Origin of the sequence: Succinimonas amylolytica DSM 2873 (genome assembly GCF_000378405.1) — a bacterium.
GTDB classification, from domain to species: Bacteria; Pseudomonadota; Gammaproteobacteria; order Enterobacterales; family Succinivibrionaceae; genus Succinimonas; species Succinimonas amylolytica.
In genome coordinates this window covers 1,311,496-1,335,606 of record NZ_KB899636.1, presented here as the reverse complement: position 1 = coordinate 1,335,606, position 24,111 = coordinate 1,311,496, and the positions used below count along the sequence as shown (strand labels likewise).

Here is a 24,111-nt window from a genome sequence, read left to right as displayed (position 1 = left end):
AACCCCTTAATGTTAAATTCAGAGAATTGATAACCAATACATCTTAAAATTCATTTAAGTTAATGAGGTATACCCCATTAAATACTTGTCAATTTGAGCAGCACAATGGCGCCCTTCAGCAATAGCCCATACAACAAGTGACTGTCCACGATGCATATCACCAGCCGTAAATACCCCAGTTTTTGAAGTTTCATACGAATCTTCTAAGGTATGAACTGTATTTCTCTTGGTAATTTGAACGTTACTATCACCTATAATGTAATCCTCACAGCCTAAAAAACCGGCAGCAATAATTAACAGATCGCACGGAATTTCCTTTACAGTATCTGCAACCTCCACCAGATTTCGGTTTTCAAACTTAACCTGAACTGTTTTAACAGCTTTTAGCTTTCCTGAATCAAGTACAAGCTCTTTTACTGTTGTTTCATAAACACGCGGATCCGTTCCAAAAACTTCTATTGCTTCCTGCTGACCGTAATCAGTCTTTAAAACCTTAGGCCACTCCGGCCAGGGATTATCTATCGCTCTTTCAACTGGCGGCTTGGGCATCATTTCAAGCTGAACAACGCTCTTAGCCCCCTGCCTGATGCAGGTTCCGAGACAGTCATTACCTGTATCACCACCTCCGACAATCACTACATTTAAATCTTTGGCACTAATCGACCATTGCTCCCCGCCCTTCAGCAGATCGCATGTAGCTGATTTCAGAAAATCAACTGCAAAATGAATCTCATGACAGTTGTCACGATTGGCAAGGTTCAAATCTCTGGGCTTCTTAGCACCACAGCAAAGAGCAATCGCATCGTACCGTTCCTGCAGATCTGCAAAGGAAATATCTCTGCCGATGTCACAATTGGTTTTAAAAATTACCCCCTCAGCCTCCATAAGCTTGCGGCGGCGATCTATCACTTTTTTGTCAAGCTTCATGTTTGGAATGCCGTACATTAAAAGACCGCCAATCTGAGATTCCCTTTCAAATACCGTAACACTGTGGCCACGGTGATTAAGCTGATCTGCTACTGCAAGTCCAGCCGGACCTGAACCCACAACAGCAACTTTCTTACCGCTTCTGAGACTTGGAATGCGCGGTTTCACCCAGCCTTCTGAAAAACCCTTCTCAATCAAGAAGAGTTCATTGTCGTGTATAGTAACAGGAGCACCATGCATACCGTTGATACAGGCCTTTTCACAAAGTGCCGGACAAACACGGCCTGTAAATTCCGGGAAATTACTTGTTTTTAAAAGTCTGGAAAGTGCATGTTCATAATGTCCACTGTAAATCTCATCATTCCACTCAGGAATTAAGTTATGAAGCGGACATCCTGTTACCATTCCTTTTAGACGCAGAGCTGACTGGCACATCGGGACGCCGCATGCCATGCATCTGCCGGCCTGACACTTTCTTGCTTCTTCGCTTAGATGTACATGAAACTCATTAAAATCCTTGATTCTAGTTTTTGCAGGGATCCACGCGTCCTCACAACGCTCAAATTCGAGAAAACCTGTAGCCTTACCCATATACTGTACCTTTTTGTATTCCTTGCCTATGCACTCTTGAGCTGTCGAATTGCAGCTTCTGAAGAACCGGATGCAACATCCTTAAAAGCTTCATAAACTGCCTGTTCATGACCTATTCCCTGCTCTTCGTACTTACCGATTAAAGTAAGCATGTTCTTGTAATCAATAGGAATAATCTTTTTAAATAGAGGAACCCAGGAGTCAAAATCACTTAAAATCTCTGCTGCCCTTTTAGACTTTGTACTCTTTTCATAATCCTCCAGAATTTCTTTGAGCTCCTTTTTGTCAGCCTCTTTTAACTCAGTCATCTCAATAAGAGATTTGTTAGTTCTCATGTAAAGACTATGATTTTGATCCAAAACGTAGGCAATTCCTCCACTCATCCCTGCAGCAAAGTTTTTACCAACTTCTCCCAAGATCACAGCTTTTCCGCCAGTCATATACTCAAGTCCATGATCCCCACAGCCCTCGCATACTGCGGTTGCTCCTGAATTTCTTACCATGAACCTTTCACCGACTATGCCGTTGATATAAGCAGAACCTGAAGTTGCCCCGTATAAAGCCACGTTTCCGATAATTACATTATCTGAAGCTTCAAATGCTGCCTGCTCAGCAGGAGTGATGATAAGTTTTCCTCCTGACAGCCCCTTGCCAAAACCATCGTTGGCATCTCCAGTGAGTTTTAGAGTAAGCCCTTTTGGAATAAAGGCACCAAAGCTTTGGCCACCGCCTCCATTCAATGAGATCTGAACGCTATCATCTTTAAGTGATGATCCGAATTTTTCAGTTATGCAGGATCCCAGTATGGTTCCCAGGCTGCGATCTGTGCTTGAGATCTGTACATCATCAAAAATTAATGTACCTTCACCGTTCCATTTATTAAATTTTGGCAGGAACACCTTTTCATCAAGAGTATTCTCAAGCTTAAAATCGTAAGCTTCTTCCGCTATGAAATGACTTTCTTTTGCATGAGCAAAGGCCTGATCCAAAATAAGATTCATATTGACCATCTCTGCCCGCTTTGTGATTTGCTTATCTTTAAGCTTAAGCAAATCGCTTCTTCCCACCATTTCCTCTACGGTTCTAATTCCAAGCGAAGCCATGATTTCGCGTAATTCTTCAGCAATGAAAATCATAAAGTTCATTACATATTCTGGTTTGCCGCTGAAACGTTTTCTCAATGTTTCATTTTGACAGGCTATACCAACAGGACATGTGTCTTTGTTACAAACTCGCATCATCATGCAACCCATTGACACCAGAGGAGCCGTAGCAAATCCAAATTCCTCGGCACCTAAGAGTGCTGCTATTGCTACATCTCGACCGCTCATAAGTTTGCCATCGGCCTCAATAACTACCCTGCCTCTGAGTCCGTTTTCAATAAGAGAATGATGAGCTTCCACCAATCCTAATTCCCATGGCAAACCGGCATTATGAATAGAACTTGCCGGTGCGGCGCCAGTACCACCATCGTAACCGGATATTAAAATTACCTGTGCACCAGCCTTTGCCACACCGCAGGCAATAGTTCCTACACCTGATTCTGATACCAGCTTGACTGAAATTCTGGCTTTGCGGTTGGCATTCTTAAGGTCGTAAATCAATTGAGCCAAATCCTCAATTGAATAAATATCATGGTGCGGAGGTGGCGATATTAATGAAACACCTGGAGTCGAATATCTTCTTTCAGCAATCCACGGGTAAACTTTCTTCCCAGGAAGATGACCACCCTCTCCAGGCTTTGCTCCCTGAGCCATTTTGATTTGAATTTCTTCAGCGTTATTCAAATACTCGCTTGTTACTCCAAATCTGCCGGAAGCCACCTGCTTAATCTTGCTGTTCTTTTCGGTTCCGAAACGAACAGGATCCTCACCACCTTCTCCTGTATTTGATTTGCCACCCAGGCGGTTCATGGCTATAGCCAAAGTTTCATGCGCTTCCTTGGAGATTGAACCATAGGACATTGCACCGGTCTTAAAGCGTTTGACAATCTCGGAAACAGGCTCAACTTCTTCTATCGGAATAGGATTATCAACCTTTACAAAATCAATTAATCCTCTTAAGGTATGCGGCTTTTCATTATCCACAATAGCTGAGTAATCCTTAAACATTGCATAGCTTCCTGCTCTGACCGCACTTTGCAATGCAATGATAGTTTGGGGATTATAAAGGTGATCTTCCTTGTCTATTCCACTTCTCAAACCGTGAAAGCCTGTACTGTCCAAACTGGTCTCAACAGCAAGGCCCATAGGATCAAAAGCATGATCATGACGAAAAAGAATGCCCTCAGAAATTTCATTTAAATCAATTCCGCCAACTCTGCTCGGAATTCCAGTAAAGTATTTGTCAATAACATTCTTTGAAATTCCCACAGCCTCAAAAATCTTGGCAGACTGATATGACTGCAATGTTGAAATGCCCATCTTTGCCGCAGTCTTAACAATTCCGTGCAATACCGCAGAGTTGTAATCAGCAATGGCAGTATGGTAATCCTTATCTAAAATTGCCTTGTCTATAAGCTCTGCAATGCATTCATGGGCAAGATACGGATTTATAGCCCGGGCACCAAAACCCAGCAATGTAGCCATCTGATGCACATCCCGAGGTTCGCCGCTTTCTAATATGATGGACACTGCTGTACGCTTTTTGGTTTCTACTAAATGTTGCTCAGTAGCCGAAACAGCAAGCAGCGATGGAATAGGCACATGGTTCTCATCAACCCCTCTGTCTGACAGGATCACGATATTAACGCCCTTGCTGCAGAGACGATCAACATTTACTATAAGCTGAGAAACGGCCTTTTCTAGTGAGGTATTCTTATAGTAAAGAATTGATACAACGCCACTCTTAAAGCCCTCTTGATCCAGAGATTTGATTTTGAGTAAATCAACACCTGTTAAAATAGGGTTGTTGATTTGCAGAACCCGACAATTTTCTCCGCATGGCTCTAAAAGATTTCCATCCGAACCAACATAAACTGATGTGTCAGTGACAATCTCTTCACGGATTGAATCAATCGGCGGATTGGTAACCTGTGCAAAAAGCTGCTTGAAATATGAAAACAATAACTGATGTTTTTCAGAGAGCACTGCCAAAGGAATATCATGCCCCATAGAAGCGGTAGCTTCCGCTGCATTAGAGGCCATCGGCAAAATCTGTTCTTTTACATCTTCATACGTATAGCCGAATACTCTGTATAAGCGATCACGCATTTCCTGGCTGTGCGTCGGAATCTTCTTATTAGGGATTTTAAGTTCGGATAATTGAAGTAAATTTAAAGAAAGCCATTCACCATATGGATATTTCTTAGAATATAGCTCTTTGCATTCTTTGTCTAAAACCAGACGACCTTCATTAGTGTCAATTAACAGTATTTTTCCAGGCTGCAAACGTGATTTCTTTACAATGTGTGACGGATCAATGTCTAAAACGCCAACCTCCGAGGATAGAATCAAACGATGATCGTCGGTAATGTAATATCTAGATGGGCGCAGGCCATTCCGATCCAATGTAGCACCTGCAATTTCACCATCAGTAAACAAGATGGCAGCAGGTCCATCCCATGGTTCCATCATGGTTGCATAGTAGTGATAAAAATCCTTTTTCTCATGTTCCATGTAGGGATCATTTTTCCATGGTTCAGGGATCATCATCATAACTGCCAGAGGAAGAGGTACACCGTTCATCATAAAGAATTCAAGTGTATTATCCAGCATGGCAGAATCTGAACCTGAAGCATGAATTACAGGGAAAGTCTTGTCAGCAAATTCGTCCAGCCATGGTGTATGAAGAGTTTCTTCTCGTGCCAGCATACGGTCATGGTTTCCGCGAATTGTATTGATCTCCCCGTTATGTGCAATAAGACGGTAGGGATGTGCCCTTTCCCATGATGGTGTTGTATTAGTAGAGAAACGGGAATGCACCATGGCAATAGATGTTTCATAATCTCTGCTTTGTAAATCAGTGTAAAAACGGCGTAACTGACCTACCAGAAACATACCTTTATAAACTATTGTTCTGGAAGACAGTGAATTGATATAGGTATCTTCGGCACTTTGTTCAAATTCACGTCTGCACACATAAAGCTTACGATCAAAATCAATGCCCCTTGAACAATCCTCTGGTCTTTCAATGAAACACTGTCCAATGTAAGGCATGCAATCCAGGGCCTTTTTTCCAAGAATTTTCGGATTTGTCGGAACTTCTCTCCACCCCAGAATTTTTAACCCGTTTTTTTCACAATTTACTTGAAACAGTCTCATTGCGAGGGTTCTTTTTCTCAATTCCTGGGGCAGGAAAAACATTCCTACACCGTAATCTCCGGCCTCTCCTATACTGATTCCTGAATCAGCAGCAGCCTTCTTAAAGAAACCATGAGATATCTGTAATAAAATACCAACTCCGTCACCAACCTCTCCGGCGGCATCCTTACCAGCTCTATGCTCAAGCTTTTCCACAATAGACAGCGCATCATCAAGAGTACGATACTCTTTCTTGCCATCTATATTAACGACCATTCCGATACCACACGCATCATGCTCAGCTATTAATGCTTCATTCTTATTATTGTAATAATCGTCTTCATATACAGACATGTCATATACTCCACTGCACATATAAGAGCAAACTTAAATTTAAATCATTAATAAAATATTTATTTCTTAGGATTGTATGCTTATAACTAACATAACTTTTATAACCGGAGAAAGGAACTACACCTGCACCGCATTTCCCCGTCTACCTGGTAACTCACCTGAATTAATCTAACCTTTGGAAAACATCAGGTTGCATTGCCGATAATTGGTTTCCTGCATACTCAAAAAATTCAACGCCAGTTATTTGCTATTCACATTTTCCACCTTAAAACATTTCCTGTTACTTGCTATACTGGCCGCCTCAATCTCCAACAGACAACCAAGTCACTTTCCGGTATACCGATACAAACTAAATAACCATCTGGCAACCATAAACCTGATATAGCAATATCTTTTCAGAAACAATGCTCTTGACCATGATTTTTTTTGACCAATCATGATATTCTTTAGGAACTGTGTTCTGTTCCTATCAATTGCAGGAATTGTAGCTCTCTGTTAATCATAAATAAAATACTATAATAGCAAGACAACAATACTTTTAAGGTATGATAGAATTAAAAGGTGGTACATATGGACTTAAGACAGATCCGATATTTTTTAACAGTATCCGAAGAGCTTAATATCACAAGAGCTGCTGAAAAACTGCATTTGTCTCAACCACCGCTAAGCAGAGCTCTTATGGAACTGGAGGAGGAGCTTGGCTGCACTCTGTTTATCAGGGGCAAACGACATCTGACATTGACTGCCGAAGGCTTAGCTTTTAAAAGAAGAGGTGAGCAACTTTTAACTCTGGTTGATATGACTAAAACTGAAATATCTGAAATGCAAAACGGCATTAACGGAACACTTTATATCGGTCATGTTGACAGTAATGGTCCAACACTAGTAGCAGAATGGATAGAATCCTTTAAAAAGCTCTATCCAAATGTAACGTATAACTTATGGTGTGGAAATGTAGATGATTTAACAGATCGCCTAAAAGCCGGTCTTATAGATCTTGCAATTACTATGACTCCTACCAATAGTGATTTACTGGATGGTTTTAAAGTATTTTCAGAAAACTGGGTCGCAATTATTCCTGCAAATACTCCATTAGGAAAATCAAAAAAGCAATGCATTACACTGGAGGAGCTTATCGACAATGATCTTATAATTTCTTCAAGACGCTCGCGTGAAGACGAAATAAGAAGCTGGTTTAAAAATCTTAAAAAAGAACCTCATTTTGTTGTTAAAACAGCTCACTCCTCCAATGCTGCTAAGCTTGTAAGCAGAAATCTCGGAATTGCCCTTTTTCCGGCATCTGTTGCTAAAAATATCTCATCCGGCTCCAATGTTACGATCAAAAAAATACTACCAACCATTAATGTCGATTATTTACTTTCCTGGGATAATGAGAGACATCCCAACGCCTTGGCAACAAAATTTATTTCGCACATAAAAGAAATATATGAAATAAATAATTAATTTTAAAGCTATAGCTTTTCAGATCTTTATTTTTCAGCATTAGATCTTGTCGCAGATTTGTTAGTTTATGTTTATCCGTTTTTTTGCTTTCCTAAATGTCCTTAAAAACAGGGAAACAACAGAAGCACCTACTGTATACGTTCAGACAGCAAATTAAGCCCGTATTTATACGTAAATTTTCCCAAAAATCCTACTAAAACCCACAATCCAGACCAGAAGAAAAAGTCCTTTTTAGCTTGTCAGAATTGTGGGATTATTCCTCTTTGCCAACAGTAACAGATGATGTCCCGTCAACGGAGGAATTGTCAGCTTTTGACTGTCAAATTCATCGTCTCAGCCCTGTTTATTTCTGAATCTGTACTTTCCTTTTCCAAGCCCAGTTACCGGTTCGATGAATCCTTTCTCTGTCATCTCACCAAGCAGTTCTGTACTTCTTGTCGGTTTCAGACCAAGAACATTCTGAACATCTAATCTTCCAAAGATTGTTTGGAAGCCAAACGTCTCCAATAATTTGCATATATTAGAAGCAGTTTTCTCCGTAAACGAGTCTCCAATGTTCGCTTTTACTCTTTCAATGTTTGCTTTTTGCCCTTCAATGTTCGCTTTTTGCCCTTCAATGGTCGCTTTTTGCCCTTCAATGTTCGCTTTTTGCCCTTCAATGTTCGCTTTTTGCCCTTCAATGCTCGATTTTTCCGGTACTTCAAATGTTTCACTGATGTGCAATGTCCGGTTATGAAGAGGATGTTTCTCGTCCAGTAGCAGATTTCTCAGAAATAGTTCCAGATACTCTGTCGTTTCATGGATACCGTTTTTCAAGTCATTATAGTTGGCCCGTACAAGAGAGTTTCGAAAGTACCATGCATTCTCGGCGAAAATCTCGTTGGCCGCATCAAATCCAAATGTCCTCATGTACTTGATGAAGAACACTGCTGTTGTTCTGGTGTTGCCCTCTTCGAATACGTGAATCTGCCATAGTCTAGAAACGAATACCGCAAGGTGATGGATGATCTCGTCCATCGAAAGATTCTTATAGGAAAATTTTTTTTCTTCCGAAAAGTCATAATCAAGCGTCGCACTCAGCTCAGTGGCACTGCCGTAAAGGACGGTCGCACCGTTCAGCACCCATTCCTTTTTCGTGATATTGTAATCACGGATGCAGCCTGCGTGAGAATAGATGCCGGCGAACAGCTTTCTGTGAATGGAAAGATACTCGTTCGGGGTGAAACTGAAGGCTTTCTCTGATAAAAGCGCCGCAATTCTGGCTGCAACCTTGTCGGCCTCCTCAGTGCGATCCTTCGTATCATGTGCAGGTTTTTCCTCGTAATAGGTCTGAAGAAGCTCATTAGCCTCTTCAAAAGATATCTCGCCCTCGATATTGCGGACAGCGGTGTGCACCAAATAATCCGATGTCTTGAGCCCGTCAACCGCCTGGAGGCCAATAGCTGTATGCCACGCATAGCTCTTTTCTCGCTTGTCAGGCTCTGCTTCTCTGAAATAGTCTTTGAAAGGATCTTTATTCATTATTATCACCTCGTCTCTATGATCTTATACATAATTGCTAAGAATAACCTGCACGACATTCCACAATTCTTGTATACTCGGGTATCCCACACCCAAAGTAAAGGTCACCACTTTCTCTTACAGACATGCCTAAGTAAAAATTCGATCCCTTGACAAATCAGGTAATTTTACTGTAAGAATAACAGACTTTTCATGTCTGATTTGAACATTCCTATGAACGATCGGAAGAATTTACGATGGTACCTAAAACAAGGTGTGTGGGGGGTATCAGACCGTATATCTGGGAAACTTACGATAGATGGGGAGTAAATACTATTTTGTGTAAACTGTGATTTAACTCTTAAAAAATAACTTCTCCATTCTCTCTTTTGTAAGTGGTAGTTGAAGAAATTCATTTTTAATTGTGGTCCAATTCTGTACTCGACTCTTGTCCCACTTTTCTTTTAGCGTAAGTATCCTCAGATACATAGCCCGGTAAACAGCATCTGGCGATTCGAAAGTTCCCTTTTTAGTTACCTTTCTCAGGCTGGAGTTTGTACTCTCTATCGCATTGGTCGTGTATATAAGCTTTCTGATGGCCGATGGGTAATCAAACAGCTGCAGTACAGTGTCAAGATTACGTTCCCAGCATTTACGGCACCAGGATATTTCTTGCCCCAGAGCTCCCTAAACCTGCTGAAGTTCTGTAATGCTGTTTCTTTATCAACAGCATTGTATACAGCCTTTATAGAATCGCAGAAAGCCTTATACGCCTTGCATGGAACGAATTCTAGTGCGTTTCCTAACTCCTATTGGTTCGATATCAGGAAACTTCCCTCCTGTTGCTTCTCTTTGATTGATCCATTCATACAGAGTATGAACAGAAGGATATCCTAATTGTCTAACGGTTGGAACAATTTTTTTAATTTTGTCATAAAGCTCTAAAGCTACTTTTATCTGTTGTACCGTATATGCCATAGATCACCTCTTTTGGGTGTCCAGTTTTTTGTCCGCATCCCCATATCAGTATCAGTGCCTTGGCCTTTTTTTAATATTTCAAAGACCTCTGTCATTACATCAACTTTCATTTGCAGTTCTTTTATCTGCTTTTTAAGCAGTGCAATATCTTCAGAACTTGCCGATTTATCTGATGATTTTTCTCCATTGTCTGTCGAGTGGTCTGCTTTTAGTTCTTCAATCGATGCAGTCCTTTTGATTTGCTTTTTCTTTTGTTGCAATCCAAACACTCCGTACTTAAGATACTTTTTTCTCCATGAATAGATTATAGTACGTGAAACCTTTTCATCTATAGCAACATCGCGAATATTTTCAGTTCCTTCAAAGCAACGTTTTAGAATCTTAAGCTTATGCTCGGCAGAGAAACCATCATGATTCATTTTCACCTTTAGGTGACGTTTACTAACTCCTAATGGTTCGATATCAGGAAATTTACCTCCTGTTGCTTCTCTCTGGTTAATCCATTCATACATGGTATGAGCAGTTGGATAACCTAATTGACGAACGGTTGGAACAATTTTTTTAGTCTGTCATAAAGCTTTAAAGCCGCCTTGATTTGCTGGACGGTATATGCCATAGATCACCTCTTTAGGTGTTCAGGATTATGTCCGCATCCCCAAACTCACCGGAGTACAAATCCTGGTACTGCTGGTACTCATCAACCGAGGTTACCCAGAGCGGTCATACCTTAAAAAGCGGTCAGGGTAAAATCGATACCTCCTCCATGAACGGTGTGAATCTTGAGTTTAAGGGTAACACCTTCAGCGGCTGCAACTATAGAATTTACAACATCGGTTATGGCGGCTGCTCCGGTGGCGGTACTGAGACGGTACGCATTAAGCAGAACCTTGATTTGAAATGGGCAAACGGCACCATCTTCGAGTTAAGCGGTGCAGGAAATACCCGTCTTGTCAGCACTGAGATTGTTGCAGCAGAAACAGATGCTGCATCTGGTATTACCACTCTTACTCTGAAATGCGCTGATGGGTTTAGCCCTGATGAGTTTTTCCGGGCAAGAGCCACAGAAATTCAGACCCGCGTTGATGAGGAATCCGGTGAAGAAATTGAGACCGAGGTGATTAGCCGTAACGGTGATTATCTGAAGGTTACTATTTCTGCAGTAACCTCCGTTACCTACGATACCATTCCGTCAGGCTGCAGCGGCGGTAAAACCGTAACTGAGGATGAATCGAATACCGCAGAGGCTCTCTGTGAAATTCTCGAAGTAAGCTCTGATGGAACTGGTCATGTTACGCTAAAGTTCGACAGTTCAGATTTGACCGTTCCGGAATATCCCGAGGAGATTACTCCGTCTCAGCCGTACACGAAAATAACCGCTACGGCAAATCGCCTGGCAGGCTCTGTGTTTCAGCCGATGCCTGCAGATTATCCGTATGACGATAACGGCCTTTATGAAATTCTCGATTACACCAACGGCGTCTACACGGTTAAACGTCTTAACGACAGCTACGGTGAGATTTCAGACTGGCATGGCTTTTATTCCACCGGAGTAAATCAGGAGCATGTGCTTTTTACTCTGGTGAGTGGTCAGGCAAGTGACGGTGGTTACGCTGGTCCTTACCGGGCATGTCCTTACGGTGCAGAATCTAAAATCTTTGAGCTTGATTTCTCCATGCCGGGAGGTCTTGGCAAGCTTAACGATGATGGTGAGTTCGACAAGCTCTCCATCAGCATTCAGATTGAGTACCGCAGAGCAGGTTCCAATGAGCCTTATACCGTGATTGAGAAAACCTGGACCAACAATACCAACGACCAGCTTGCCGAAACCATCAGAATCGAACTTGCAACTGCCGGGAATTATGAGTTCAGGGTTCTTAGGACCTCCCAGGAGGACGGCTCTACCCGTGCTCTTGAGGAGATTAAATGGGTAGGACTTAAAAGCGTCACCAGCACCATTGACCGTTATGACAATATGACGGTGCTCATCTGCAGGTTCAAAGGAAACGAAACCTTATCCGAGCTTTCCGAAAATCAGTTAGCCACTTACTGGACAAGAAAACTTCCTGCTCTCGGGTATTCAGATAATCAACCACTGGTGGCAACAAGGGATATTGCCCCGGTGGTTCAGTACATCGTGCGGAACTCCAAGTACCGTAATATCCTTGATGTCGATACACTCATGGACTTTGATGAACTCTGGCGTTCTCAGGGACTTGAATGCAACGGCTCTATCGACAGTGACAGCACTCTTCTGGAATCACTCAGAGATGTGCTTAACTGCGGCTTTGCAGTTCCGGTGGTAAGGGACAATACCTTATCGGTTAAGAGGCTTTATGCGGGAGCAACTCCAACGCAGATTTTTACCAAAAGCAATATGACCTCAAGTCCGGTAATCACCTATTCGCTGCCGAAGGAGGATGATGTTGATGAGGTGGTGGTAAATTTCACTTCGCCTAAAACCTACAAGACCGAAACCGTGTACTGTCACATCGACGAGTATGGAAATAAACACATCACCTCCTATCCTGAATCCGATAATCAGGAGCAGCTTGAAGCCTGGGGTGTAACAGACTATGACCATGCGGTAGCTCTCGGCATGAGGAGACTTAGATATCTCAGAAATACACGAGTTACCTATGAAATCAAAACCGAACTTAACGGTCTCAACTGTCAGTTCAACGATTTGGTGGGACTTATGCTCGATGAGAATCTTTCCAACATCACCGGCAAGATAACCGCAATTAACGGTCAGACCGTTACCACGGATATCGAGCTTCCGGAGGATATCTGGGAAGGTATCGTATATATCTCAAGAAAGGACGGTTCCTACGGTGAATATACCTTTTACCGTAATGACAGCCATACGCTTTATCTTGATACTTACCCGGATATTGATTGGGACAGTGAATTCGGCAAGTCTCTCGAATATCCGCTTTTTGCCATCGGTGAACTGCAGCTCTGCTGGGTTACTGCCGTTAAGCCGGAAAGCGGCAACCGCTGTTCACTTAAGCTCATCAATTACTCAGAGGACATTTTCAAAGACGACATTAAGGAGAAAAAACAATGAAAGCATTTGTAGTTCTTGATGAGGGATATATCAATCAAGCGGTGGTATCCCTCAGCTCTTTTTTCAGATATAACCGCATTGAACTCATCATTTATGCCGAAAAAGGCACAGACCTTGAGAGAGTTCTCGCCGTAGTGCCGGAAGAACTGGTGGAGGTTCGCTACGTTACCTTTCCTCAGCATGAGCTTTTTGCCACTGTGGGAGGTAACAGACTGATGGTTCACCGCAGTGCCGTTCCTGCCATTGCCCAGCGTATCAAATCACTTGAGGAAGTTTCTGCAGAAACGGACTGTGTCCTGAACTTCGATTTGGACACTCTGTTTTTAGGCTCGGCGGTTCCTCTCCTTGAGGAGATTACGGCAGAGCATAAATCCGGCATCTTCGGAGTCAGCGAACGTGAAAACCGAGATAAATGGATGAAGCAGATGAAGCTTAAGGAAATCGTGAACACTCCGCTGTATTTCAATACCGGTCTTATGTGCTACAAGGCTGACTGTAAAGGCTTGTATGAGAAGTTCATCAAAACGATTGAGGAAAAAGGCAACTTCATGTACTGCCCGGAGCAGGACTTTGTGAATCTTCACTTTAAGAAAAAGCATCAGCTTTCAGGTGAGTTCAATGCCATCTGGTTCAATCCGGGGTACAAGGAAATGGCTCCGCTGATGGTGCATTATCTCTCAATGGAAAAGCCTTGGAATAAATTCATCTATCTTGATTTCCGGGCTTATGCCTACTGGCAGAAATACCTCTCTGCCTGTGAACGGGTGGAAGGTTATCTCGACAGAGACTTTATCGGACGGGTACGAAGTAACGTAAACAGAGTGAAATGACGGGCGGCTTGATGGTCGCCTTTTTTATTGGGAGAAACAAAATGAGAGAGCTTTGGAATATGCTCCAGGCTGTATTTACCGGAATCGGCGGATGGCTGGGTTACTTTCTCGGAGGATGTGACGGTCTGCTTTATGCCCTGATTGCCTTTACGGTTATCGACTACATCAGCGGTGTTATGTGCGGGATAGTCGATAACAATCTGTCCAGCTCCATCGGCTTTAAAGGCATCTGCAGGAAGGTAATCGTGTTCATGCTGGTCGGCATTGCCAGCATTCTGGACACGAGAATTTTTCAGACCGGCAGTGTTCTCAGAACCGCGGTAATTTTCTTTTACCTTTCAAACGAAGGCATCAGCTTACTTGAAAACGCTGCGCACCTCGGTCTGCCGATACCTGCTGTGGTCAGGAAAGCATTAAACCAGTTACACGATAAATCAGAAGATAAGGAGAATGACAATGGCAAATAGTCCACTCGTAAGTTACACCAGATTGAGTCCGAACCATTCCGGCAGAAGGACTCATGCAATAGACCGAATCACACCTCACGCTGTTGTCGGTCAGCTCAGTGTGGAACGCATCTGCGATTGCTTTAAGGATAGTGGCAGACAGGCAAGTTGCAACTACTGCATCGGGGCTGACGGCAGAATAGGACTATGTGTTGATGAGCAGAACCGTTCCTGGTGCTCATCATCCCGGGACAATGACCAGCGAGCCGTTACCATCGAATGCGCGTCTGATCTGACTGAGCCGTACACCATGAAGCCGGAGGTGTATGCCGCATTGGTAGATCTGTGCGTTGATATCTGCAGAAGGAACGGTAAAAAGAAACTTGTATGGATTGCTGTTCGGGATAAGGCATTGAGTTATGAGGTTAAATCTGATGAGATGTTGCTGACCGTTCACCGCTGGTTTGCTCGAAAGTCCTGTCCGGGAAACTGGCTATTCAGGAAGTTGGGCGATTTGGCTCAGGAAGTAAATAGCCGACTTCGAGTGTAATTTTTTATTTGTTAATAATGGCACTCACGGAAATTGCTCAATTGCAAATTAGATTGTATGATTTATCCGTGAGTGATGAAAGAGGTGAATAATATGGGGAATTTAATTAATATAGATAATGCATACAAAGAATGGATCTCTGATATTTCATTAAGATTCAAGCAAAGTCAAATAAAAGCCTCCATGAAAGTTAACAGTGAAATGCTCCGTTTCTATTGGAGTCTCGGACATGACATGGATGAAAAAAAGAACATCTATCATTGGGGAAGCAATTTTTACGAACAGGTTGGTAAAGATCTGAGAAAAGAACTGCCTGATGTAAAGTCTTTTTCTGCCCGAAACCTTCAGAACATGCATCAGTTTTATCGCTTATTTCCAATTGCGAAACAAGTTGTTTCGCAATTTGATCAAGATCACATATTGCTATCGAACACAGGAGAATTTACGAAACAAGTTGTTTCGCAATTTACTGATGATGAAATCTTTTTAATTCCTTGGGGGCATATTGTTAAGATCATGAATAAGGTGGACGGAAACCGTGATAAAGCCTTATTTTACATACACAAAACCCTCGAGAACAATTGGTCTAGAGCTGTACTGATGAACTTTCTGGATACAGACCTCTATGAAAGACAGGGCAAAGCAGTAAGCAATTTTGATCTTACTCTTCCTGCTCCTCAAAGCGATCTTGCTCAGGCGATTACCAGAGATCCGTACACCTTCGATTTTCTTACCCTACGGGAGAGCTATGACGAAAAAGAACTAAAAGATGCTCTCATGGATAACATCACCAAATTTCTTCTTGAGCTTGGTAACGGCTTTGCCTTTGTGGGACGTGAATACAGGCTTGAAATCGGCAATACCAGTAACTTCATCGACATGCTGTTTTACAACATCAAACTTCACTGCTATGTGGTTGTTGAAATCAAGGTAAAGGAATTTGATTCCGGTGATATGGGGCAGCTAGGAACCTACATGGTTGCCGTTAACCATCAGCTGAAGGGTGAAAATGATGGGCCTACGTTGGGGCTGTTAATCTGCAAATCAAAAGATAACGTCAAGGCTCGTTATGCGCTTGAAGCCAGCAGTCAGCCCATGGGGATTTCTCAGTACGACATAACCACATTCATTCCGGAAGAATTCAGAGGAAGTCTGCCTACCATTGAGGAAATCGAAGCTGAAATATCGTCAAATGAGAGTTCTCTATAAAGAAATAATAGACTGAAATGAGATGCTGCTGACGGTCCACCGCTGGTTTGCCAGGAAGTCCTGCCCTGGAAATTGGCTATTCGGGAAGTTGTGCGATTTGGCTCATGAGGTGAATAGCCGACTTGGGGAATAATGATATTTCCTCAAAACGAAAAAGCCGGCAGATAAGGGACTGTCGGCTTAAAATACAATGATTGAAACCTGGTTAATCAAACCAATCAACTGCTCTAATAAAAAATTTTTATGGTTCAATTCCTAGGTAAAGTTCATTTTTGGCATGATTCACATCTGTTTTAGTAAGGTTAATTATATAAACTTTAGTTAATTTGCCATTATCACTTATAGCAAATATTATATTCCCCGATTTATAATAAAACTTTGGTTCCTCATCGGATAATTTAATCAGCATACCATTATTATAAAGGTTAACCATAAAGGTTTCACATTCTGTTGTATCCGGGCCATCGATTATTATTGTTCCATCAGTACAAATCGGGACAGACATATCTTTGTCGATCACTGTGAAATGATTGCAAAGTGTTAATGTAAATCTTTTAATTACATGGGTTTCAGGATGAACGGAAATCTCAAACATATCCGTATTATTATACTTAAACTCAATAAAATGATTATTTAATTCCTCCGGGGAAAAGTTGATAATTGCGGCAAAATATTCTTCTGCAACAAATGTTGACTCCATTTGTATGGATGCATCAAATTTATATTCCATAGTATAAAAACTCCTTACTTAAGTCCCGTAAATTTAGCATGTTTGATAACGGGATTACTATCTTTACTTCTTGGTTTGGCAAACATAAACTCCCATCGCCCCGCATAAATCATTTCGTTATAAACAATCCCACTCTTAACAGCCTTTCCGAGTGACTTCCAATAATCATAAAGAATGAACTGCGTATAAAGTTTAGGATCTCTATTTTTAAGAACTGGTGAGTCCTTTATTGAAAGAATGGTCTCATGCATATGTTTAGTTGCATTGTTGTGAGTCCACATTGCTCCTTGCGGAGTATCCACATTAAAGGATTTTGGCAGATACGTCCCAGCATAGTTACCTTGAGTTGGATGAACATGATTCCATACTTCTGCAGTATTCCAAACTTTTGTTCCCGCAGTCCTATTAAAATGCCCACTGAATTGCTTACTCATGACTTTTTCTCCTTGCAAATACTTCATTTGTTCTGCTCGGAAAAGCGACTATTTCCACTCCTACCTTTTTTAAATCATCGAAAAAATCATAGTGAACTGAACCAAAGACAATTATTGCTTTTGGAGATATAGTTTCAACCATCTTGCGCAGTCCTGTCTCAAATTGTGGTCTATAAAAAGATTTTTTAAACCACTTGCTACAGTGCCTACAGCAACAATGCTTTTTTGTGGGATTCCATCAAAGCAATAGTCCCACGTTTCACTAGTTCCCCAACGAACGTTATTTATCACAGAAATTTTGTTTTCAGAAGCCCAGTTACCCAAAGCTCTCATGCGGTATGTATTGTACCTTTTCAAAGGGTCTGGAAAATCAGCATAGGTAGAAAAGTCCGGAGTAATAATTCCATCAAAATGTCGGAATATATTCAAAGCCTTTTCACAGTTAAACCATATACTGTCCCGCTTACCATCAAATTTTTGATCGTCAATATAAAAATGGATGTATGCGTTGATATGAAAATCTGGATTAACTTTTATTTCCTTTTTGTAAAGGCTTTTAGCATCGTCGTAAGATATTAGTTGGGCAGGCAGTGAAGTTGCGGTACATGGGCAGAACGGAATGTCTGATGGATAAGAAAAAGTTGCGTTTTTTACCATGAATGCATTCCAGATATCATGACATCCCTTACGAGGGATTATTACCGGCAAATCTTTGTCTGCAAAGTTTTCTAGAAATTCGTTAGCGTCAATTACCATAGGAGACGTGCCCTCATAATGTTTAAGGTCAAGCCTGTGTTCCGCAACTAAAGAGTAAAAAAAATTACGACAACACAGTCGTACCAAGGGTTTGGGGCGATTTTTATTGCCGTAATTTTATGGTGCTCAATTAAGCACTAACAGAGCATTTTAGTTGATTTATTTGATCTTTAGATCGGCTCATGGATTTGATTTTAAAAATCTTTCGTAATTCCTCCATGGTAGAAATATTTGGCATTTTTACTCCTGTTAGGAGTTCAAATATAAATTCAGGTTCTTCAACTGATGTTGAATTTTCCTTTTCTACTTTTCTTAATCCGTCTGTCAGGTTAAATTCCTTTGATTTTAGATATACACAATGATTGTCGTCGCGGTAAAGAGTCAGTAGGGTCAAAGCGTTCATTATTTCTTTTAGTTTTGAAGCTGTAATTGAACATTTCTTTTCTGCGGCTTTATTTTGAATGAGTCTCACCATTATTAAGGCTACAACACATAAAAGAACATGACCTGTTACGCTATCTCTGTCTCTGACAAACAGCGGTCTGATTTCAAATTCATTTTTCATAATTCTGAAGCATTCTTCTATTTGAACTAGATGATGATAAAGAGAACTTACGTAATCAGCGTTCATCGATTCTTCGGAACCAGGAGGGGGCTGAAAGAGGATAGCGGCGAAGCCGGCACACTCACGCCTTTTTTCGATTTTTTTGTCGTTCAGTGCAACAGCTATGCACGGTTCAGATTTTTTTGCTTTTGTTTCTTTAGATTTACCTTTGGTTTTCTGTTTTTCGTCATTAACGACATTGTTGTCAGAGGTGTTTGATGCACCGTCTTCCTGTTCAGATTGCCCGGAGGCTGATTCATTTTGCTCAGCGTTAGGCGTCACTTCATCAGAAGTAATAACAAACTGTTTCCAGCCGTTTTTGGTCAAATTGATTTGTGCATTTCGTTCTATGGCGGCTTTGGCCTGCAGAATATTCTCCTCCAAGGTTGATAAATCCCTGTTCTTTCTGGTTTCACTGAACGTAATCATCATGTTGCAGTCAATGGAATACTTGTTTGAAACCCATTTGCCATTCACAAGCTTCCGTTCGTACTTAACATTTTGATACGGGATAATTTTGTAAAGAAAACTGGTTTTATTTCCTGCTTCATCCTTTATTTGTGAGAATGTTGACAAATCCAACTCACTACGTCTGATTTTATCAGTGAAGGTGAGTGCTGATTTTGCTACAGCAAAGCCAAGCCCCTCCTTGAGTAGCATATCAAGATTTTTAGTGCCGTTAAGCGCACTGTCTGCTACCAGTACTGCATTTTTTATATCGTACTTTTCCTTGAGCCTTTTTATTGATTCAACCATCGTTGATGCTTCAGCCTGATTACCTGCATAAATTTGAAAATCTATAGGAATTGCATGTTCATCAATAACCAGTGATATGGAAATCAGGGGGAGATCAAATCGCTTTTCTTTGCTGACCCCGTGCATTCGCAGAGGCTCTCCTAAACTTTCTATAAGTTCCTCAAGCAACAAGCTATACTCAGGCGATTCATTAATCACCGTGTTCAAATCACGGTCTGATAATTTTTGAAATTCCGGATTTTCTTTTCTGAGTTTCCGCCGGAGTATGCGCAGTCCTTTTTTTCGGTTCCAGTAAACATCATTGCAAGGTGTTTCAAAATAGCAATTTGTACAATCGTAAAAAAGCAGTGATTTTTTTCTTGGAATCAGTTCTCCAACTCTGTTGCACAGATGTTTCATTATGCTATCCTTGTATTTGGATAGAAAATGCAGACATCGATAAATATCGTCCGTTGTATAGCTACTCATCGGATCACCTAGAAATCTCGGACTGTGCTCCTTCCCGGCAAGATAAGACATAGGGGAGACTATCTTCAATGCTGCAAAGTATAAGGCAATATCAGATACATTGTATTCAAACTCCAATCCTTCATATTCTTTAAGATGATTAAAAAATCTTGTCATTAACAAGTCTTCTTTCCATAACTTTCGGAGAATGAGATGAGACAAGTTCTGTGGATATAACCCATTGAAATTTTTTAGAATGTCATCAGTCGAGGTTATGTTCTTAGAAAAAAATGAATTGATAGTCGTGTTCTTCTCTGTCTGAAATTTTTCTTTGCTCTTTCCGTACTTTTCTACTAATTCAGCATACTTTTCAGGGTTCTTTTCGATAAACTCCTCGGATTTGCCAAAGTTTTGAATAATTTTCTTTTTTACCTTCTTTGTCTTTGGATCATAAACAGATTCTATAAGATAAAGGTATCTACCTCCACCTGCTTTTTTGATGGTCAGAAACATAAGAACCTCGGCAAGAAACATTTAACATCCTATGAGGTATTATACCATAAATGCACCATATAGCACCATATAAATACGGCAATTTTAAAAAATCAAAAAAAGTGCAGACCCTTGATATTAAAGGCCTGCACTAGAGGAAGATTATGAAAATTTAGTAATTAGACTGCGGAACACAGGTACATCGGTGATGCCCTGCTTCAGAAAACCTACACCACAGATTTTCTCAGCAAGACCAGAGTCAAAAACAACGGCATCGTACCGCAGTATTATGTGGAAGGTAACCATGAAGCCATCATTCCAAAAGACATCTATCTCAGAGTTCAGAATGAGCTTGTACGCAGACGCAGGGTTACAACAACATCGAGCGGCAGGAAATGCTCCTTCAGCGGTCACCATGTCTTTTCCCAGATGGTTTTCTGCGGTGAGTGCGGTGAACTGTTCCGCCGGGTGCACTGGAACAACAGAGGCGTAAAATCAATCGTCTGGAGATGCCTGAGCCGACTCAAACCCACCGGTCTTGAGTGCCACGCCAGAACTGTGAATGAGGAAGCCTTAAAGGCAGCATGTCTCTCTGCATTCAACAAACTTCTCGATAAGCAGGAAGGTTTTCAAAAACAGCTGGAAGAGAACGTTCGCGCCGTTATGACGATTGACGAATCCTCCGGAGTAATGAGTGTCTCGGCAATTGACGATGAGCTTGCTAAACTTCAGAAACAACTCATTCAGTGCGTTGAGGCCAGGAAGGACTACAAGGAAATTGCCGACAGAATTCTTAAACTCAGAGACATGAGGCAAAAAACCAACTTTGACGATTCTGCCCGTGAAGAGTACGTCACCAGAATCAATGACATTTTAGACTTCATCAGAAAGCAAAGCTCTGAATTGACTGTGTTTGATGAGGCTCTAACCAGATGCTGGGTGAAGCGGATAGTAATCTATGGCGACAAGTACACGATTGAATTCAAGTCGGGGATTAGCGTGGATATCCAATCATAGCCGACAATCAGACATCATCTTAAGAAAGAGTGACGAGCATATACCGCCGCTCTTTTTTTTATGCCGGAAAAGAGTTAAAGCCACCTGACAGCAATTCCACAGTTTCAGAGCCATTTTTAGGTTGGGTGTTCGGAACTGCTATTGCAAAAAAGCAGTTCAGCACACTCGACCTCAGAAAAAATGCCTGTTTTTCATACTGTAAATATGTTTCAGCAAACTCATTTTTCAAAGAAATACATCATAAAATTCATTGTGTAAATTTCAACCACCACCGCTGAAACCGCATGAATACTGGATTTCTTTAGGCTTTATCACGTGACAGCAGTACAACCGTCTCGACGTGTGATGACACCCCGCTGGCAATGTCTGATATTCATTAGCACTAACGTATCGAGCTAAACGCAGTTCGTGTAGCGAAACATAAGCACAGACGTTTTAGTCCGTAAGGTCGAGTGTGCTGTGCTTATGTCAAAGCAGTACACACCGCTAAATCTCATGTCTTCATCACCATAGTATCCCATAAAAGTTGCTATTTGTAGCGAAACCCTTTAACATCTGAAAAGAAAGTATTGTGAATCGCAGATATCCGACACATGATAACCATAAATTATACACATACGTTTATAAAGCACAAAGATGTCGGATATGAATTGGGAACAAAGGATTCGTTATGTCAGAAAGTGAAGTAAAATTGTTAAATTCCCCGTATGGCGAAGTTGCTTATGAATCGTTTCGCAAGCTCAAAAGAGCTTTTGCCGATAAAAGCGCAATGATTAAGTCACTGGATGATAATGGAATGACCTTATATCCAGTTCTTCTGCGTCCGAGACGGTTTGGCAAGAGTACCTTTATCCAGATGCTGAAATGCTTCTACGACATATCATATGCTGACAGATATGAAGAACTGTTCTACAAGACTAATATATACAATGAACATCTGGAAAGCCATAACACCTATCATGTATTGAATTTTGACTTTTCCCGGGTTGGCACGCAAAGCAGTACCGTTATGTACAACAGTTTCTTTTCTGCGGTAGCTTTTGGCATAGATAATTTTAAGAGAAGATATCCTGATTTCATATTTAACTATGATAATTTGGACAAATCAGATTCTGTTACTCTGTTTAATAATTTCGTTTCTGCCTATGCCAGCTATTCCGATAAAGGCCGACTTTATGTGATGATTGATGAATATGATAATTTCGCCAACCAGATTCTATCACGTGATTTTAATCTGTTCCAAACTATAACCAGTGACGGAGGGTTCCTCAAAGATTTTTATGCCGCAATAAAGGCTGCTGCAGCCGATGCCGGATGTGTTGCCAAAACATTCATTACCGGCGTATCTTCTGTATCACTTGATTCCCTAACCTCTGGATTTAACATTTCACTAAATGTCACTTCTGACGAATGTTTTAATGAATATGCGGGTTTAACGGAAACCGAACTTAAAAAGCTCATTCCTGAGCTGGTTGATATAAAAAGCATAGGTGTAACCGTCGATGAAGTAATTTCCAGAATGAAACCAGTTTACGATGGATACTGCTTCAGTCGACTAGCTAAAAGCACCTTGTATAACTCATCCATGTGCCTATATTATTTAAACAGGATGCAGAAGGAACAGGAATTTCTCGCCCCTGAAAAATATCTGGACCCGGCATCCGATCATGACGGATCAAAGTTACAGCAACTGTTTAACATTGCCGAAGATGGTTTGGCTGATAACATTATAGACACATACCTCAGTGGCGATTCGTTCTACCTCGAAAAACTTGCCGAAAACATCAATTTGAATAAATCAGAGAAGTATAGCGAAGTTCAGCTTTTATCCATGCTGTATTATCTCGGCTATCTCACCATTGATCCGGTACTGTCAAGCTCAGACAGGCAAATGTTAAAAATTCCGAATCTCTTTATGTCGAAGCTGTTTGCACAATGCACGGTGGACTTGCGATTAAAGCCTAATAGCATATTCAGAGAACAGAAACTAGATATATCAGCACTACTTAATGCCTCGGATGATCTTTCATCTTTTGCTTGTTCCTGTACAGAGTTTTTAAGCAGTATCTTCACCAATCAGGTTCTTTTACACATGAGTGAGATGGCACTGAATCTGGTGCTCCACGCCAAGCTTAATTCCATGCGCGGAGTTGTGGTTGAGCTACAGAAATCGCTGAGAGTTATCGGCAAGGGAGAAAAGTATGCTGATCTGGTAATCACCATCAACAAGGGAAAGAAAAGTGAATGTACCTACCTCATCGAACTGAAGTACGCCGCTAAAAAAGATGCAACTGAAGCAAAGATTGAAAGTCTGAAAAAGGAAGCAACCGAGCAGGTACAAACCTACAAGACCGCACTTGAGTTCAAGGATAAACAGGTCAAGGCCTATGCCATGGTCTTTGCCGGTTCTGAATGCGTGTATTCCGGGTAGTTATTTGAGCTGTTGCAAATTTTGCAACAACTCGTTTTATGTGTAACACCTAAGAGACCACCACCTTTCATAAGCTCTATAAGTTTTTCTTTCTTATCTAAAACATTGGTACACATTTCCCAATTTCCGCAATCTGGTATCTCCATCTCATACTTGATGATAAATGGATTCTTCCGGTCAATAGTCAGCAATCTGTCGATGCTCTCTGAGTCTGTCCCTTTTTTGCTTGCTAGGTTTGTCCGGCACTAACTTTCATTCTGCTCAGTGATTTTGACCCTCCAGATCAT

The 24,111-nt window shown here is 41.3% G+C and carries 18 protein-coding genes and 1 pseudogene; 8 read left to right on the top strand and 11 right to left on the bottom strand.

From position 1 onward, the window contains the following. Positions 1 to 54: 54 nt before the first annotated feature. On the bottom strand, positions 55 to 1,518 hold the full coding sequence (locus F557_RS0105935; protein WP_019001328.1) for a glutamate synthase subunit beta: 1,464 nt from the start codon (positions 1,516 to 1,518) through the stop codon (positions 55 to 57). Positions 1,519 to 1,544: 26 nt separating this feature from the next. After that, positions 1,545 to 6,113 carry a glutamate synthase large subunit gene (gltB, locus tag F557_RS19030; RefSeq protein WP_019001327.1) on the bottom strand — a complete coding sequence of 1,523 codons (4,569 nt, stop codon included), beginning with the start codon at positions 6,111 to 6,113 and terminating at the stop codon, positions 1,545 to 1,547. A gap of 570 nt (positions 6,114 to 6,683) precedes the next feature. On the opposite strand from gltB, the gene F557_RS19025 reads away from it, so the two are divergent. After that, entirely contained in the window at positions 6,684 to 7,577 is an 894-nt protein-coding gene (locus F557_RS19025; protein ID WP_019001326.1) for a LysR family transcriptional regulator, read from the top strand. A 333-nt stretch (positions 7,578 to 7,910) separates the two neighbouring features. Here F557_RS19025 and F557_RS0105920 read toward each other — a convergent pair whose 3' ends face one another. From F557_RS0105920 to F557_RS0105910, 4 genes and pseudogenes are all read right to left on the bottom strand, one after another. After that, positions 7,911 to 9,098 (bottom strand): Fic family protein, encoded by a 1,188-nt coding sequence (locus F557_RS0105920; protein ID WP_019001325.1) that lies wholly within the window; start codon positions 9,096 to 9,098, stop codon positions 7,911 to 7,913. A 333-nt stretch (positions 9,099 to 9,431) separates the two neighbouring features. After that, positions 9,432 to 9,692: pseudogene (locus tag F557_RS23645) on the bottom strand (transposase); the annotation flags it as partial. Between the two features lie 150 nt (positions 9,693 to 9,842). Further along, complete coding sequence (locus tag F557_RS22165; RefSeq protein ID WP_157617756.1) at positions 9,843 to 10,055, bottom strand: hypothetical protein; 213 nt, start codon at positions 10,053 to 10,055, stop codon at positions 9,843 to 9,845. Next, on the bottom strand, positions 10,031 to 10,567 hold the full coding sequence (locus F557_RS0105910) for a transposase (RefSeq protein WP_019001323.1): 537 nt from the start codon (positions 10,565 to 10,567) through the stop codon (positions 10,031 to 10,033). Before F557_RS0105910 ends, F557_RS22165 begins: the two co-directional genes overlap by 25 nt. A 131-nt stretch (positions 10,568 to 10,698) precedes the next feature. Between F557_RS0105910 and F557_RS0105905 the strand changes: the two genes are divergently transcribed. The 5 genes from F557_RS0105905 (at position 10,699) to F557_RS0105885 (ending at position 16,157) form a co-directional block, all read left to right on the top strand. Continuing rightward, a complete protein-coding gene (locus F557_RS0105905) occupies positions 10,699 to 13,122 on the top strand; it encodes a host specificity factor TipJ family phage tail protein (protein ID WP_019001322.1) in 2,424 nt (807 codons plus the stop codon). Next, positions 13,119 to 13,952: a glycosyltransferase gene (locus F557_RS0105900; RefSeq protein ID WP_019001321.1), complete on the top strand. Its 834-nt coding sequence runs from the start codon at positions 13,119 to 13,121 to the stop codon at positions 13,950 to 13,952. Before F557_RS0105905 ends, F557_RS0105900 begins: the two co-directional genes overlap by 4 nt. A 41-nt stretch (positions 13,953 to 13,993) precedes the next feature. Next, positions 13,994 to 14,419 carry a phage holin family protein gene (locus F557_RS0105895; RefSeq protein WP_026297771.1) on the top strand — a complete coding sequence of 142 codons (426 nt, stop codon included), beginning with the start codon at positions 13,994 to 13,996 and terminating at the stop codon, positions 14,417 to 14,419. Then, entirely contained in the window at positions 14,409 to 14,948 is a 540-nt protein-coding gene (locus F557_RS0105890; RefSeq protein ID WP_019001319.1) for a peptidoglycan recognition protein family protein, read from the top strand. The genes F557_RS0105895 and F557_RS0105890 overlap by 11 nt, the downstream gene beginning before the upstream one ends. 93 nt (positions 14,949 to 15,041) lie before the next feature. Continuing rightward, complete coding sequence (locus F557_RS0105885) at positions 15,042 to 16,157, top strand: PDDEXK nuclease domain-containing protein (protein ID WP_044142656.1); 1,116 nt, start codon at positions 15,042 to 15,044, stop codon at positions 16,155 to 16,157. Between the two features lie 241 nt (positions 16,158 to 16,398). Here the strand turns inward: F557_RS0105885 and F557_RS0105880 are convergent, their stop codons facing one another. The 5 genes from F557_RS0105880 to F557_RS0105865 form a co-directional block, all read right to left on the bottom strand. Continuing rightward, positions 16,399 to 16,887: a hypothetical protein gene (locus F557_RS0105880; protein WP_019001316.1), complete on the bottom strand. Its 489-nt coding sequence runs from the start codon at positions 16,885 to 16,887 to the stop codon at positions 16,399 to 16,401. A gap of 14 nt (positions 16,888 to 16,901) precedes the next feature. Further along, the gene (locus F557_RS0105875) at positions 16,902 to 17,321 is read right to left on the bottom strand and encodes a hypothetical protein (protein ID WP_019001315.1); all 420 of its coding nucleotides are present in this window, start codon (positions 17,319 to 17,321) and stop codon (positions 16,902 to 16,904) included. After that, a complete protein-coding gene (locus tag F557_RS22940) occupies positions 17,314 to 17,463 on the bottom strand; it encodes a hypothetical protein (RefSeq protein WP_157617755.1) in 150 nt (49 codons plus the stop codon). The genes F557_RS0105875 and F557_RS22940 overlap by 8 nt, the downstream gene beginning before the upstream one ends. Continuing rightward, a complete protein-coding gene (locus F557_RS21050; RefSeq protein WP_026297769.1) occupies positions 17,433 to 18,077 on the bottom strand; it encodes a DUF4417 domain-containing protein in 645 nt (214 codons plus the stop codon). Before F557_RS21050 ends, F557_RS22940 begins: the two co-directional genes overlap by 31 nt. Before the next feature lie 130 nt (positions 18,078 to 18,207). After that, on the bottom strand, positions 18,208 to 20,418 hold the full coding sequence (locus F557_RS0105865) for an IS1634 family transposase (RefSeq protein WP_019001314.1): 2,211 nt from the start codon (positions 20,416 to 20,418) through the stop codon (positions 18,208 to 18,210). A 159-nt stretch (positions 20,419 to 20,577) separates the two neighbouring features. On the opposite strand from F557_RS0105865, the gene F557_RS19015 reads away from it, so the two are divergent. Both F557_RS19015 and F557_RS0105855 read left to right on the top strand, forming a co-directional pair. After that, complete coding sequence (locus F557_RS19015; RefSeq protein ID WP_044142652.1) at positions 20,578 to 21,393, top strand: recombinase zinc beta ribbon domain-containing protein; 816 nt, start codon at positions 20,578 to 20,580, stop codon at positions 21,391 to 21,393. Positions 21,394 to 22,063: 670 nt separating this feature from the next. Then, positions 22,064 to 23,824 carry an AAA family ATPase gene (locus F557_RS0105855; RefSeq protein ID WP_019001311.1) on the top strand — a complete coding sequence of 587 codons (1,761 nt, stop codon included), beginning with the start codon at positions 22,064 to 22,066 and terminating at the stop codon, positions 23,822 to 23,824. Positions 23,825 to 24,111 lie beyond the last annotated feature (287 nt).